Genomic DNA, 14338 nt, shown 5'->3' with positions numbered 1-14338 from the left:
AACTCGGCGCTACGCTTCAACCGCGCAAGGTGGGCACGGAACAGCGCTTACCAATGGGCTGTTGTCGACGGTGTCGAAGCCCAGCCGGTCGAACAGATCAGCGACGAACGCGACGGCTTCCGGATAGTTGCTGGAGATCGGCACGGCGATCCGGTCCGGTGCGCCTGCCGGGCGCGCGATCGTGCCGAGCCGCGGCGCCTGGATGTGGGTGAACGCTTGCACGACCTTCGACGTGGGCAAGTGCTCCTGCCGCAACTCGTAGATGGTCTTCTCGCCGGAATCGACGATCGGGTAGTTGCCGTCGCGCCAGATCATGTAGTTGTTCGTATCGAGCACGATCTTTCCGGCGAGCTCATCGACGGGCATGTTGTTGGTGAGCTTGAGCGGCACGGCAATCACCGCGAAATCGCCGGCTTTCGCCGCTTCGGCAGCCGTTGCCGCCCGTGCCGACGGTCCAAGCTCCCCTACCAGCGCCGTCAGCGTTTCTGGACCGCGCGAGTTTGCGATCACGACCTTGTAGCCCAGGCTGATGACCGCCTTCGCGACGGCGGCGCCAACCTCGCCCGCACCAATGATGCCGATGGTCGTCATGAGATACCTTTCATTCGCCGGATGGGAGCGGCGGTCGGTGCCGCCGCATACGTTGCAAAAATGACGTCGATCACGTCATTTCGCATCCTATCCGCTCGCACATTGTCGGCGCCGCCTCGAGCAATCCAGTCAAGCGCCCACACGAACGTCGACACGGAGTGGCGAAAGAGGAACGTGTTCTGAAGTTCTTCCATGCTCCGGATCCGGGACGGAGGACTAGGGTGCGTGCCCATCTTCGAGAACGTCAGTTCGACAATGAACTTCATAGACTTCTCAATGAGCGTGTCGGGAAATGGCTCGTCAAGTCGAATGGCTTTCAGCTCTTCCGGTCGAAAGGTCTTCCGCAATTCCTTGATAGCGCCTGGTAGGATCGGGGCGTCTGCCAGAATACGGTCCATCTGACCATCAGCCGCCCGGCCATTCTCCAGAAGCTGCCGCTGAATGTACGTGTCCCCGGCCTGAGCGGCCCGCAGACGGCGACAGAAATTCGAAAAATCTCGGGTCTGACGTTCTTCAATCATTCGACGCTGCAGACCTTGCGCGCGCCCAACCAGGGAGCAAATGCGTCCGGTTGTTTTCAGGACGATGATTTGTCGTGGATATTGGCACACGATCTCCATCGAGCGGAAGATCGACGCAAGTGTGTTGCCTTTATACGCTTCCATGGCAGCGTATTCATTTAGCACTGCGTAGTTGCCTTCAGAGGCGCTCAAATACGACCGAAGCGATTCCGATTGCATCGCATTGCTATCAACGACCTTTCGGCTCATCCTTTTCTTGCTACCCCGCCTATCGTCTTCTCACGTTGCCCGGGTACTCTTATATCGATGCTAGAAACGCGTGGTCAATCACATCAGCTTGGCGCACCATTCCGCCGCTCGTGTGTGTTTCAGTTGCAATGAATCTCCGCCCCTGCTTGGTGCGGGAGCATCCCCGCTTCTATGCGCTGATCCTTGGTCCGACCGATCGCTTCGAGCCATCAACCCATAAAGGGTCGTCTATGCGAGCATGCCGCCGCTACGGCTTCGCCTGCGCGGTTATTGCAGCGCTCAGTCCGACGCATCGGGCGCCTGTCAGCGGGGGATGGTCCTCCGCTCGAACCAGAAGCCGGATCGATGTCCCTCAACGACGCTCACGCCTTCGCCTTCAGCCTCGCCACCACGCTGATGGCCGCCATTGTCATCTTCCAGGCCGGCGACGGCACGCTGTCGGTGATGCCCGCCAGCGAATATGACGGCGACATCGCCGCGATCGTCCATGAGATCGATCCCTTCGCCCCCTGAGCGGGGGCGACCGGCCGCAGGTGTGGAAATCGCCCACGATTTCCGCTCCCGATGCCGTGGCTGTTGCGCTATACTTCCGTGGTGGTGGAGGCGCGACCGACAGACTTTTCCTTACGGAGGCCACCACCATGATCATCCTCGCAATACTTGCATCCCTCGCGGCGATAGGCCTGCTTTGCTGGCTGCTGTTCACGCTGGCTGTCTTCGCGCTGCCGGCGTTCGTCGGCGTGACTGTGGGCGCCTGGGCGCACGGCACAGGCGCCGGCATCCCGGGTGCCATCTTGGTCGGCGCCATCGCGGCAGCGATCGCGCTCGCCGCCGGCTATCTCCTCATCACCTTCGTCCGCCCCATGTGGCTGAAGCTGATCGTCGCCGCAGCCTTCGTCGCGCCAGCCGCGATCGCCGGCTTCTATGCGACCCATGGCATCGTGAAGCACCTCATGCCGTCTGATGCGTGGCAGATCGCGTTCTCCGTCATCGGTGCGATCGCCGTTGGTATCACCGCCTTCGTGCGGGTCGCTGGACTGGCGGCGGCACCGTCAGCATCCGGCCGGGATCTTGCGCGGGCCTGATCTTCGTCATCGCCGTCAGGCCGGTCAGAGCAACAGTGGGCGTGGTCTCCCCCGTCGTCTCATGTCGGAGCGCTGCGCGTGTGCGGCTCGGACCGACGCTGGCCTGGAAAAGCGGTCCTCATTGGAGCGTTGATTGGCGGTGTCATGACTCGGCAGCGCGCAAGATATCCGGGGCGGCTATCTCCGTGGTTGCGGTGGGGACAGGATGCGGCAGCGTCGGCTTGACGGGAGGAGACGAAGCCGGTGAGCATGTCGTGACGCCGGTTTGCCGATGCGGGACGGCCGCCATTTTCTCGTTATCTGACCGCACCTCGACCGCTCCAAACGGCCTCTCCAATGGCCTGATCTGGCCGAAGGCCGGCTCCGCCTCGATCGCCTATGACGCAACAGCCGCGTCGAACTTTCTTCCCCTGCCGGCTGCGCCGTCATTCCTCGCGAGACAAGAAACCCCTCCTTAGCTGTCACGCCCCTTCGGGGTGCGCCGTCGATCACCTCCGGCCTGCCGATCGCCATCGAGGCCGCAATGGTGCGGGCTCGGGAACGAAAAACGGAGACTTACAATGGCGACCATCGGCACCTTCAAGAAGACCGGCTCGAACGAGTTCACCGGCGAAATCGTCACCCTCAGCGTCCAGGCCAAGAACGTGCGCATCGTCCCCGACCAGCGCGCCACCGGCGAGAACGCCCCCAGCCACCGGGTCCTGGTCGGCCGCGCCGAGATCGGCGCCGCCTGGTCAAAGCGCTCCAACGAGGGCCGCGACTATCTCGGCCTCAAGCTCGACGACGCTCGCCCTGCATCTCGCCGGTGAATGGGCTCGGAAGGGCAAGCGCGTCACGCTGATCGACGCCGACCCGCAAGGCTCGGCGCTCGACTGGTCGCAGCAGCGCAACCGGGAGGGGCTGGGGCGGTTGTTCGGGGTCGTGGGGCTCGCCCGCGACACGCTCCATCGCGAGGCGCCTGAGCTCGCCCGCGACGCCGATCACGTCGTCATCGACGGGCCGCCGCGCGTCGCCGGGCTGATGCGCTCGGCGCTGCTCGCCGCCGATCTGGTGCTGATCCCGGTGCAGCCGTCGCCGCTCGACGGCTGGGCGTCTGCCGAGATGCTGACGCTGCTCGGCGAGGCGCGCATCTACCGTCCGCAGCTCGCCGCCCGCTTCGTGCTGAACCGGTGCGCCGCCCGCACCGTGCTGGCGCGCGAGACCGCCGAAACGCTCGCCGATCACGATCCGCCGCTGCTCGCGACCACCATCGGTCAGCGCATCGTCTTCGCCGATGTCGTGCAGACCGGCCGGCTCGCCGCCGAACACGATGAGGACTGCCCGGGCGCGCGCGAGATCGCCGCGTTCGCCGCTGAAGTCGCGAGGTTCGGCGCATGAGCGAGCGGTCCCCGAAACGCAGTTTCGCGTCCCGGCCTGCCGATGCCGAGAGCTGGATCAAGGCGCCCGATCGCCAGGTGCAACGCGTGCAGCCCGCCGAGGAGTTCTCGGCCCGGCTGACGATCGATGTCACGCTTGACATGCGCGGCCGCATCAAGATCGCTGCCTTCCAGCGCGGTCAGACGGTCGCCGACATGCTGCGCGCGCTGTTCGAACGCGAATTCCCACCCCCCTCAGGAGAAGGATTATGAACGGCCTTGCCGCCGCCTCCGCGCGCGACGGCCGCGCTCCCGCCGCGCCGCCAGACGATCTCACGAAGGTCGAGCTGGTCTGGATCGAAAAGCAGATCGAACACTGGAGCCCGCCGTGGCGCAGCCCTTCCTCCATACAAGCCAGGACGCTCTTGTCGTCGCCGGCTTCCACATAGATCACGCGATCGGGCATCAGGCCCGCCTGCGCGAGCGCCGGGGCGAAGAGATCGGGCCTGGTGATGCACCAGAGCACCTTGCCCTTGGCGCGCACAGCGATCCCGGCTGCGAACAGCGCGGCGGCCGCGCCGTCTATGGCGCCGTTGCCTCCGCCCGCGACCTCATGAAGCGCGCCTCGCGCCAGCCCTCCGCCGGGGAGTCGCGAGTCCATCTCGGCGATTCCGAACGGAAGCACCGATTTCGCACGCCGGCCTCGGCCTTCGATCTTCTCGATTTGCGCGCGCAGAGACTCTATGGCGGGCTCGGGCCGCAAGCTTGTTCTTGACCTCCTGAACAGGGACGGGCATCATGTTCGCTATTTGTTCTTACTCAAGCTCGGCAGAGTCAAGAGGCAATCGAACAGGAGGTGAGTGGCAGGGCGGCAGAGAAAGCGTTAAGCCCTATCTGATATACTGATGCGGCCGGAATCGCCTGGGCGAACGCTGTGGATCGAGCGCTATAGTAGAAATTTGTTCGATACAGCAGAGCCGTGAAACGTTAATGTCGAGGCGCCGGCCGCAGGTCGCGCCGAAGGGAGATTATGTCCACTGCACGCCACATCGTTGCATTGCTGCGAAGCCATATCGACGGGGACGAGGAGCGTTTCCTCTCCGTCGCGACGCAGCTTGCTGCCCATGAGGCGCGTCAGGGACATGGAAAGCTCGCACAAGAACTTCGCGAGCTGATCGACGCGGCCAAAGGAAAGGGCGCCACCGTCGCGCGACGTGGTGCGGGCCCGGTCCCGCTGGCTCAGCCCAAGGGCGAGCTCAGCAGCCTCCTGGCGGCGCGCTATGCGGACATTCGGCTGAGCAGCATGGTCCTCGCGCCCGAACTGGAGGATCGGCTAGCACGGGTGGTCACCGAGCAGCGCCAACAGGCGCGCCTGCGGGCGCGGGGTCTCACGCCGCGCCGAAAGCTGCTTCTCGTCGGCCCTCCCGGTTGCGGGAAGACCATGACCGCAGCCGCCCTCGCCGGCGAGCTGAAGCTGCCGATCTTCACGGTTCTGTACGACGGACTCATCGGCAAACTGATGGGTGAGACCGCGACGCGGCTCCGCTTGGTATTCGACGCGATCGCCGTTCAACGTGGCGTCTACTTCTTCGACGAATTCGATGCCATCGGCGCACAGCGCTCCGGCCCCAACGACGTGGGCGAGATCCGTCGTGTGCTGAATTCCTTCCTCCAGTTCCTGGAGAATGACGACGGTCCTAGCCTCATCGTCGCGGCGACCAACCATCCTGAGCTACTCGACAAGGCGGTCTTCCGGCGGTTTGACGACGTCATCACCTACGGCTTGCCCGCCCCGGAGATCGCGCGCGGGATTCTCGAATCACATTTGACCGGCTTCGATCTGAAAGACCTGGATTGGTCGCGAGTTCTCGAGGCTACAACCGGGCTGAGTCAGGCCGAAGTGTCGCGAGCCGCCGACGAGGCGGCGAAAGTTGCGGTGCTGGCGGATTCGGATGAGATCGAAACGCCGACGCTGCTCTCGACATTGGCGGAGCGCCGGGCTGCCACGAGGTGAGGTAGTCGACGCTAAATGGCCAGAGCACCGCGCGATCGGCCGCACTTTCATGTCGAAGGCGGCGGCCAAGCAGAACCCTACACCTCACCACGATTGGTCATCAGCGGCATGCCGCCGGCTCGCGTGCGGGCGGCGCACGCACAAAAGCTCGAGCGGGCCATCGGCTCGGCGGTGGTGGAGGCGCGCCGCAAGCTGGCCGCCCGTGATGAAGCAATCGCCGAAGGCGAGCGGGGGTTCTACCTAGAATTCGAGATCCCTGCAGCGGAGCGCGCAGCCGTTGAGGGCTTGGAGAACAAGCCTGCGGCGATCGAGCTCGTAGCGGTCCGTCCGACTGCAGAGGGCGACGAGACTGTTGCGGCAACGGTGTTTGTGCCGGAGCGATCGGCCGAGTTCTTTTCGCGGAAGATTGCCGCCTACCGTGATGAGGACACCAAATCCGGAAAGCCAAAGAACGAAGCGCTTGTCGCGAGGATCGAGGACATTCGCCTGGCGGCGGTGCGTTCGTTGTTCACCGACGATATGGCGCTGTTTCCGGAGGCCGGTCGCGCGGCTTGGTGGGAGGTCTGGATTCGCGATGGGCGGTTGGAGACCTTCCGCCACGTGGCCGAGCGGCTCAACATCGCTGTGAAAGATCATGCGATCAGTTTTCCAGAGCGAGATGTTGTGCTGGCGCTCGCGACCGAGGAGACGATGGCGCGGCTCGTGGAAAACAGCGACGCCGTGGCCGAGCTACGCATAGCAAAGGACACGCCCACGCTTTTCCTGGAAATGCGGCCGATCGAGCAGGCCGACTGGGCAGAAGACCTGGCCGACAGGGTAGAAGCTCCGGATGCCGTCGCGCCGGCAGTATGCATCCTCGACAGCGGAGCGAACCGGGCCCATCCATTGTTGGAGCCCGGCCTGGAAGCGGCTGATCAGCATGCCTATGACGATGCATGGGGTGTCGGTGACAGCGCGTTCTGGAATGGCCACGGCACGGCGATGGCCGGCGTTGCTCTCTACGGCGATATCGAGGCAGCACTCAGCCATGCCGAGCCCGTGGAACTGCGCCACCGCCTCGAAACCGTGAAGATCCTTCCACCGGCAGGCCAGAATGATCCGGAGCTCTACGGTGCGATCACCGAGGTGGGCATCACAAAGGCCGAGGCGCGCGCACCTCGGCGCCGCCGCGTCTTCTGCTTGGCAGTGACCAGCGAGGTCGGGCTGGCGCGGGGCCGACCCTCATCGTGGTCCGCAGCGGTCGACCAGCTTTGCTATGGCGGCGGCGACCGTCGTCGCCTGATGGTCCTCGCGGCGGGTAACCTGCGCGGCGACATCGAGGTGGACGGCTATCCGGATCGCAACGATCTGGAAGAGGTGGAGAGCCCAGCCCAGGCTTGGAACCCCTTGGTCGTCGGAGCTTACACTGACAAGATCACCATCACGCACCCGGACTATGCAGGCTGGGATCCCGTCGCACCGGCGGGAGACCTATCGCCGGCAAGCCGCACGTCCGGAATTTGGGAGCGGCAGTGGCCGATCCGCCCAGACGTGGTCTTCGAGGGCGGCAACTTTGCGCATGATGGGGTCAACGCCGCCTCTGCGATCGACGACCTGCAACTGATCACCACTCATTACCGGCCGCAGATGCGCCTCTTCGAAACCTTCGGAGACACAAGCGCCGCGGCGGCTCTTGGGGCAAATTTGGCGGCAGGCGTCATTGCTGCCCGACCGGAGCTTTGGCCCGAAACGGTGCGGGGGCTGCTGGTGCATTCCGCAGAATGGACGCCGGCGATGCGTGAGCGCTTCGATGCGGCGGCATCACAAGCGCAAAAGATGGCGATGCTGCGCCGGTATGGTTGGGGGGTTCCTGATCTTGGCCGCGCCCTCTGGAGCGCGACGGACGACGCGACGCTGATGGTGGAAGACGCGCTGCTTCCTTTCCGCCGTGACGGGTCTGTCATCAAGACGCGGAACATGAATCTGCATCGGCTGCCTTGGCCGCGTCATGAGCTTCTCGCGCTTGGCGATCAGGATGTCGAGCTGAGGGTGACGCTGTCCTACTTCGTCGAACCAAACCCTGGCGAGCGGGGCTGGACCCGTCGGCACCGCTACGCGTCTCACTCCCTGCGTTTCGCCGTGAAGCGCTCGCTCGAAAGCATTCAGCAGTTCAGGCAGCGCATCAACAAGGCTGCCGAGGCAGAGGAAGCAGGGCAGGTCGGCGGCGCCGCCGGCGGCGACGATTGGGTGCTCGGACCGATCCGGGACCGAGGCTCCATCCACTCAGACATCTGGCGTGGGAGCGCCGCGGCGCTTGCCGACCGGGACGCCATTGGTGTTTTCCCGGTGAGCGGGTGGTGGAAAGAGAAGCCCGGCTTGCAGCGATGGGATCGCTCGGCTCGATACTCGCTGCTGGTGTCGGTTCGCGCGCCAGGCGCGAACATCGACATCTATACGCCGATCGCCAATCAGCTCGCGGTACCAATCCCGGCGGCGTAACGACGGCCAAGCTTCAATTCTCTCTCCTCGGCGTCATCGCTTTTCACGTGCAGCTCGAATCTCTCGGGGCCGGGGTCTCCCAGTCCGGACCGGAGCTGCATCGTTGGGATCAGGTAGTCGCCACCATCTTGCTGCCGGTAGCGTCGGTCGCGGGAGGCTGTGGGTACCGTCCCGACTCACCTTGTCGAGTGTCGATTATCAATATAACCCTTACCTAAAGGGTCCCAGACGATTCGACAGGCAATGCACCCAGGAACGAGCGTCCGGCAGGACTGTATTGAGAAGAACGGGCTGAGGGTCTCGCTGCGGCACCGGTTGTTGCGCGACACCCCGCAACTGCGTTTGTCCGTAGCAGGGGTCGAGATCGACCTTGAACACCGGCGGGTGGTGCGCGATGGCGAAGCCGTCAAGCTCAGCCCCCGCGAGTATGACCTGCTGGCGCAACTGGCGTCGGCGCCGGGGAAGGTGCTCACGCATCGCCAGTTGCTGACCGCCGTCTGGGGACCCGCGCATGCGCATGATGTTCAGTATTTGCGGGTGTTTGTCAGCCAGCTTCGCCAGAAGCTGGAACCTGATTCTGGTGAGCCGCGGCTGATCCTGACGGAAGCGGGGGTTGGATACCGGTTCCATAACGGGTGACGCGACGGGCCGCGGACCGGCAGCAACGCTTGCCAAGCAGGTCGGTAACGGTGCTTTTCCACATTTTTCGGCGAGCGCGGCCCGGCGACGTAAATCGGCTTCAAAATGGGCCGCCGCGACAAGCTGGGCAAAAAGATCGGCGTCGGCCCATCGGCGGAGGCGATCGCGCGCCGCGGATCGTGACGCCATGCGGCGGCGTGGTTGCGGGGGCGCGCCGCCGCTGATAGCTTTCGGCCATGGACCGGATTGAAACTCAGGCGTCTGGCGGCTGTCAGTGCGGCGCGGTGCGCTATCATGTCAGCGCGGTGCTCGACACCTCGCACATCTGCCATTGCCGCATGTGCCAGAAGGCGGCGGGCAATTTCTTCATCGCTTTGATCGGCGTGCCGCGCGACGCGATTCGCTGGACGCGCGGGCATCCCGCGTGGTTCGGCAGTTCCGACAAGGCGGCGCGTGGTTTCTGCCGCAATTGCGGGACGCCGCTGGCCTATGATTATCACGAAAGCAAGCATATCAACCTGACCACCGGATCGTTCGACGACCCGTCGCGGTTCGCGCCGAAATATCAGTTCGGCCTCGAAGCCCGGCTACCCTGGTTCGAGGTGCTTGCCATCCCCGCCGAGGGCACGACCGAAGAGACGATGGCCGCCCATGTCGGCGCGATAAGGGCGAGCAACCACCAGCATCCCGACCATGATACCGAGGCGTGGCCCGAAGGATGAACAGGAAAGGTTCCTGACCCGGTCGTATCGAGCGAAGTCGAGATGCCCTTCGGCCTTGTGCAGCGCCGACCGGTGCTCGACTTCGCTCGACACGAACGGAATTGCGCGGGGTGCTCGCCTGTCGATCGTGATGATCGGCCCGATCGGTTCCTAGCCGCTCGCGCGGATCAGATGGTCGAAGGCCGATAGCGACGCCTTCGACCCCTCGCCCATCGCGATGACGATCTGCTTGTAGGGCACCGTCGTCACGTCGCCGGCGGCGAAGATGCCGGGCTGGCTCGTCGCGCCGCGCCCGTCGACCTCGATCTCGCCGCGATCGCTGAGCGCCACCGCATCGCCAAGCCATTCGGTGTTGGGGATAAGGCCGATCTGGACAAAAATGCCTTCGAGCTCGACGAGATGCTCCTCATCCCTGTTGCGGTCGCGATAGCGCAGACCGACGACCTTTTCGCCGTTGCCGAGCACTTCCGTGGTGAGCGCCGAGGTGACAACCGTGACGTTGGGCAGGCTGCCAAGCTTGGTCTGGAGCACCGCATCAGCGCGCAGCTGGGCGTCATACTCGATCAAGGTCACATGCCGGGCAAGCCCCGCCAGGTCGATCGCCGCCTCGACGCCCGAATTGCCGCCGCCGATCACCGCGACGCGCTTGCCCTTGAACAGCGGGCCATCGCAGTGCGGGCAATAGGCGACGCCCCTGCCCCGATATTCGGCCTCGCCGGGGACACCCATCTGGCGCCAGCGCGCGCCGGTCGACAGGATGACGGTCTTGCCCTTGACGCTCGCGCCGCTCTTGAGCTTCACTTCGTGCAGCCCGCTCGCCCCGCCGGGAATCAATGCGACGGCTTCCTGCACGTTCATCACGTCGACGTCATAATCCTTCACATGTGCTTCCAGTTGCGCCGCGAGCTTGGGGCCTTCGGTGCGCTGGACCGAGACGAAATTTTCGATCCCCAGCGTATCGAGCACCTGCCCGCCGAAGCGTTCGGCGACCATGCCGGTGCGGATGCCCTTTCGCGCTGCGTAAATCGCGGCCGCGGCGCCGCCGGGCCCGCCACCGACCACGAGCACGTCGAAGGGCTCCTTTGTAGCGATCTTTGCGGCCGCGCGCTCAGTCGCGCCCGTGTCGAGCTTCGCGACGATCTGCGCCAAATCCATGCGGCCCTGTCCAAAGGGTTCGCCGTTCAGGAACACGGCGGGGACCGCCATCACCTGACGCCGCTCGACCTCGTCCTGGAACAGCGCGCCGTCGATCGCGGTGTGGCGGACATTCGGATTGAGCGCCGCCATGATGTTGAGCGCCTGCACGACGTCGGGGCAATTCTGGCACGACAGCGAGAAGAAGGTTTCAAAGGTGAAATCGCCTTCCAGTGCACGCACCGCATCGAGCAGGTCGGCGTCTTCCCTGGGCGGGTGGCCACCGACGTGGAGCAAGGCAAGGATCAGCGAAGTGAACTCATGTCCCATCGGCAGGCCGGCGAACACGGCTTCGGCGCGGCCTTCATCGCCGCGGATCGCAAAGGAGGGCCTCCGCACATCGTCGCCGTCGAAGCGCGCGGTCACGAGGTCCGACTGCGCCGCGACCTCTTCGACAAGGCTGCGCATCTCGACCGACTTGGGCGAGGCATCGAGGCTTGCGACCAGCTCGATCGGACGGCGCAGATTGCCCAGATAGGCCTTGAGCTGGGCGGTCGTATTCGCATCGAGAAACGGCATGGGGGAATCCTGAAGGCAATAGGATGTCTGTGCATCCCCGCGAAAACGGGGATCCATCACCGGTTGGTGCCATATCGCTCCGTCCGGGGATGGGCCCCCGCTTTCGCGGGGGCACACCATTTTATTTCGGGTTGAACCGGCTTAGATCTTGCCGACGAGTTCGATCGAGGGCGCGAGCGTTTCGGCGCCCTCTTCCCACTTCGCCGGGCAGACCTGGCCGGGGTTGGCGCGGACATAGACCGCGGCCTTGATCTTGCGGACCAGTTCCTCGGCATTGCGGCCGACGCCCTCGCAGGTGATTTCCATCACCTGGATCACGCCGTCGGGATCGACGACAAAGGTCGCGCGGTCGGCAAGGCCCGAATCTTCGCGCAACACGCCGAAATTGTTGGCAAGCACATGATTCTGGTCGCCCAGCATGTGATAGTTGATCTTGCCGATCGCCGGCGAGCTGTCGTGCCACGCCTTGTGGCTGAAATGCGTGTCGGTCGACACGGCATAGACTTCGACGCCAAGGCCCTGCAGCGTTTCATACTGATCGGCGAGATCTTCCAGCTCGGTCGGGCAGACGAAGGTGAAGTCGGCCGGATAGAAAAAGAACACCGCCCATTTGCCCTTCACATCGGCGTCCGTCACGGGGACGAACTTGCCCTGATGATATGAAGTGGCGTTGAACGGCTTGATCGAGCTTCCGATGATACCCATGGGAGAGATTTCCTTTATCTGCTGCTGATTGCTGCACTGCAAAATAATTTGCAGGGGCCAGCTATGCCGAGCGGCGGCAGCACTCAACCCCAAATTTCCGGGCACACTTATCGGCTGAATCGATCAAAGAGCCGGTTTGGCGCAAAAAGGGCGATTAACGACCCATCCGACCCGCATCGGTCATCAGGTCGATCACTTCGGCATCGAAACGGTCGGGCGCGCCGGGGGTGATCTTGCGGAACCGCCGTGCACAATAGGCGGCGCGCGGGCCGAGTTCGCGGACGCCGCGAAAGTTGAGCGCGGTCCCCGCCGCGCCGCCGGCGAGGTCAGGCATATCGGCAATCACCGCGCGCACCATGAAGACCGCGCCGGGGCGAACCTCGGGCGGATAGCGCTCGTGCCGACTGATGCACAGCGCCAGGTCGTCCACTCGCCAATCGTCCGTCATTATCGACCCTCCCGCAGCATTCACCAGGGTGGTTGCGGCCAGAGTATCACAATATGGCCCGCGCTGCGAAGCCATTTGGCCGCTGGCAAACCGGCGACGGGCTGACTAGAGGCTGACGGTGTTCGGACGGGCAACGGAGCGCCAAAAATGACCCCCACCGCAAAAATCCTCCTCCTCGGTTCGGGCGAGCTGGGGCGCGAGTTCGTGATTTCGGCCAAGCGGCTCGGCTGTCATGTCGTCGCGTGCGACAGCTATGAAGGTGCCCCGGCGATGCAGGTCGCCGACGAATATGAAGTGTTCTCCATGCTCGACGGCGATGCGCTGCGCGCCGCGATCGAACGGCACCGCCCCGACCATATCGTGCCCGAAGTCGAGGCGATCCGCACCGAAATCCTGGCCGAGGTCGAGGCCGAAGGCTTTCACGTCGTTCCCTCGGCGCGCGCGGCGCAGTTGACGATGAACCGCGATGCGATCCGCGATCTCGCCGCCCGCGAGCTGGGACTCAAGACCTCGATTTTCGAATATGCCGAGACGCGCGAGGAACTGGCCGCCGCGGCGGCGCGCATCGGCTTTCCGCTGGTGGTGAAGCCCGTCATGTCGTCGTCGGGCAAGGGGCAGAGCACGGTCAGGGATGCAAGCGGCATCGACGCCGCATGGGATTATGCCGCCGCCGGGATGCGCGGCGATCGCCTGCGCCTGATTGCCGAGGCATTCGTCGATTTCGATTATGAGATCACCTTGCTCACCGTGCGGCACAGGGGTGGCGTGACCTTCTGCCCGCCGATCGGGCACCGGCAGGAACACGGCGACTATCGCGAAAGCTGGCAGCCCGCGGCGATGTCGGTCGCCGCGCTGGCGACGGCCGAGGAAATGGCCACCAAGGTCGTCGATGCGCTTGGCGGTTACGGCATTTTCGGTGTCGAGTTTTTCGTGAAGGGCGACGAAGTCATCTTTTCTGAACTCAGCCCGCGCCCGCACGACACGGGCATGGTGACGCTGATCTCGCAAGCCCTGTCGGAGTTCGACCTGCACGCGCGCGCGATCCTGGGCCTGCCCGTCCCCGCGATCGAGGTGTCGCACGCAAGTGCCAGCGCGGTGCTGCTCGCCGACCGCGACGCGAGCGACTTCGCGATCACCGGCCTCGCCGATGCGCTGACGCCGCCCGATGCCGCGACGTCTGTCGACGCGCGCATCTTTGGCAAGCCCGTGACGCGGCCCTATCGCCGCATGGGCGTGGCGCTGGCAAAGGTCGCGGGCGGCACGACCGACGAGGCGCGCGCGGCCGCCGTCGCGGCGGCGGGCAAGCTGGCGATCGATTACCGATGAGCGTCGCGATCCGTCGTCTTGGCTCCGGGGACATCGCCGCCCTGCGCGACCTTAACGCGCTCTATGCCGACGCATTCGACGACCCGCAAACCTATCGCCGCGATACCCCCGACGATGCCTGGCTTACACGCCAGCTCGACAAGGATGCGATCATCCTGCTCGTCGCCGAGGTGGAGGGCCGCATCGTCGGCGGCCTCACTGCCTATGAACTGCCCAAGCTGGAGGCGGCGCGCAGCGAAATCTATCTTTACGACCTTGCGGTCGACGCGCGGTTTCGCCGCCGCGGCATCGCCACCGCGCTGATCGCAGAGCTTCAACACATCGCCGCCGACACCGGCGCGTGGGCGGTGTTCGTGCAGGCCGACCATGTCGACCCGCCCGCAATCGCGCTCTACACCAAGCTTGGCGTGCGCGAGGAAGTGCTGCACTTCGACCTGCCGCCGCGACCGCGCGGCGGATAGGAAGAAAGCGGGAACATCGCGCTAGGCCGCC

The 14338-nt window shown here is 64.6% G+C and carries 16 protein-coding genes and 1 pseudogene; 12 read left to right on the top strand and 5 right to left on the bottom strand.

From position 1 onward, the window contains the following. Window positions 1-9: 9 nt before the first annotated feature. Together HUW43_RS12240 and HUW43_RS12235 are read right to left on the bottom strand one after the other, a co-directional pair. Complete coding sequence (locus HUW43_RS12240; protein ID WP_188237679.1) at window positions 10-591, bottom strand: NADPH-dependent F420 reductase; 582 nt, start codon at window positions 589-591, stop codon at window positions 10-12. After that, entirely contained in the window at window positions 588-1331 is a 744-nt protein-coding gene (locus tag HUW43_RS12235) for a hypothetical protein (protein WP_188237678.1), read from the bottom strand. Before HUW43_RS12235 ends, HUW43_RS12240 begins: the two co-directional genes overlap by 4 nt. 375 nt (window positions 1332-1706) lie before the next feature. On the opposite strand from HUW43_RS12235, the gene HUW43_RS12230 reads away from it, so the two are divergent. From HUW43_RS12230 to HUW43_RS12185, 10 genes and pseudogenes are all read left to right on the top strand, one after another. Beyond that, the gene (locus tag HUW43_RS12230; RefSeq protein ID WP_188237677.1) at window positions 1707-1874 is read left to right on the top strand and encodes a hypothetical protein; all 168 of its coding nucleotides are present in this window, start codon (window positions 1707-1709) and stop codon (window positions 1872-1874) included. Between the two features lie 128 nt (window positions 1875-2002). Continuing rightward, on the top strand, window positions 2003-2446 hold the full coding sequence (locus tag HUW43_RS12225) for a hypothetical protein (protein WP_188237676.1): 444 nt from the start codon (window positions 2003-2005) through the stop codon (window positions 2444-2446). A 560-nt stretch (window positions 2447-3006) separates the two neighbouring features. Then, a pseudogene (locus HUW43_RS12220) lies at window positions 3007-3231 on the top strand (DUF736 domain-containing protein); the annotation flags it as partial. Next, entirely contained in the window at window positions 3209-3823 is a 615-nt protein-coding gene (parA, locus tag HUW43_RS12215) for a ParA family partition ATPase (protein WP_188237685.1), read from the top strand. The pseudogene HUW43_RS12220 and the gene parA, both read left to right, overlap by 23 nt. After that, entirely contained in the window at window positions 3820-4074 is a 255-nt protein-coding gene (locus tag HUW43_RS12210) for a hypothetical protein (protein WP_188237675.1), read from the top strand. Before parA ends, HUW43_RS12210 begins: the two co-directional genes overlap by 4 nt. A gap of 115 nt (window positions 4075-4189) precedes the next feature. After that, window positions 4190-4576, top strand: a complete 387-nt coding sequence (locus tag HUW43_RS12205) for a hypothetical protein (RefSeq protein ID WP_188237674.1) — start codon at window positions 4190-4192, stop codon at window positions 4574-4576. Window positions 4577-4831: 255 nt separating this feature from the next. Next, window positions 4832-5815, top strand: a complete 984-nt coding sequence (locus HUW43_RS12200; RefSeq protein ID WP_188237673.1) for an AAA family ATPase — start codon at window positions 4832-4834, stop codon at window positions 5813-5815. A gap of 15 nt (window positions 5816-5830) precedes the next feature. Beyond that, complete coding sequence (locus HUW43_RS12195; protein ID WP_188237672.1) at window positions 5831-8293, top strand: S8 family peptidase; 2463 nt, start codon at window positions 5831-5833, stop codon at window positions 8291-8293. 243 nt (window positions 8294-8536) lie between these two features. Next, window positions 8537-8932, top strand: a complete 396-nt coding sequence (locus tag HUW43_RS12190) for a winged helix-turn-helix domain-containing protein (protein ID WP_188237671.1) — start codon at window positions 8537-8539, stop codon at window positions 8930-8932. A gap of 236 nt (window positions 8933-9168) precedes the next feature. After that, the gene (locus HUW43_RS12185) at window positions 9169-9654 is read left to right on the top strand and encodes a GFA family protein (protein WP_188237670.1); all 486 of its coding nucleotides are present in this window, start codon (window positions 9169-9171) and stop codon (window positions 9652-9654) included. Window positions 9655-9804: 150 nt separating this feature from the next. On the opposite strand, the gene ahpF is transcribed toward HUW43_RS12185, so the two are convergent. From ahpF to HUW43_RS12170, 3 genes are all read right to left on the bottom strand, one after another. Then, window positions 9805-11367 carry an alkyl hydroperoxide reductase subunit F gene (gene ahpF / locus HUW43_RS12180; protein WP_188237669.1) on the bottom strand — a complete coding sequence of 521 codons (1563 nt, stop codon included), beginning with the start codon at window positions 11365-11367 and terminating at the stop codon, window positions 9805-9807. A 141-nt stretch (window positions 11368-11508) separates the two neighbouring features. Beyond that, window positions 11509-12072 carry an alkyl hydroperoxide reductase subunit C gene (ahpC, locus tag HUW43_RS12175; RefSeq protein ID WP_188237668.1) on the bottom strand — a complete coding sequence of 188 codons (564 nt, stop codon included), beginning with the start codon at window positions 12070-12072 and terminating at the stop codon, window positions 11509-11511. Between the two features lie 154 nt (window positions 12073-12226). Continuing rightward, window positions 12227-12520: a hypothetical protein gene (locus HUW43_RS12170; protein ID WP_188237667.1), complete on the bottom strand. Its 294-nt coding sequence runs from the start codon at window positions 12518-12520 to the stop codon at window positions 12227-12229. Between the two features lie 147 nt (window positions 12521-12667). On the opposite strand from HUW43_RS12170, the gene purT reads away from it, so the two are divergent. Beyond that, window positions 12668-13846 carry a formate-dependent phosphoribosylglycinamide formyltransferase gene (purT, locus tag HUW43_RS12165; protein ID WP_188237666.1) on the top strand — a complete coding sequence of 393 codons (1179 nt, stop codon included), beginning with the start codon at window positions 12668-12670 and terminating at the stop codon, window positions 13844-13846. Beyond that, window positions 13843-14307, top strand: coding sequence for an AAC(3)-I family aminoglycoside N-acetyltransferase (locus HUW43_RS12160; protein ID WP_188237665.1), 465 nt, complete (start codon window positions 13843-13845; stop codon window positions 14305-14307). The genes purT and HUW43_RS12160 overlap by 4 nt, the downstream gene beginning before the upstream one ends. The last annotated feature ends 31 nt before the right edge of the window (window positions 14308-14338 follow it).

Origin of the sequence: Sphingopyxis sp. LK2115 (assembly GCF_014595975.1) — a bacterium.
Taxonomy (GTDB): Bacteria; Pseudomonadota; Alphaproteobacteria; order Sphingomonadales; family Sphingomonadaceae; genus Sphingopyxis.
Note: the sequence above shows the minus strand (reverse complement) of the source record. Positions and strands in the feature narration are given on the sequence as shown.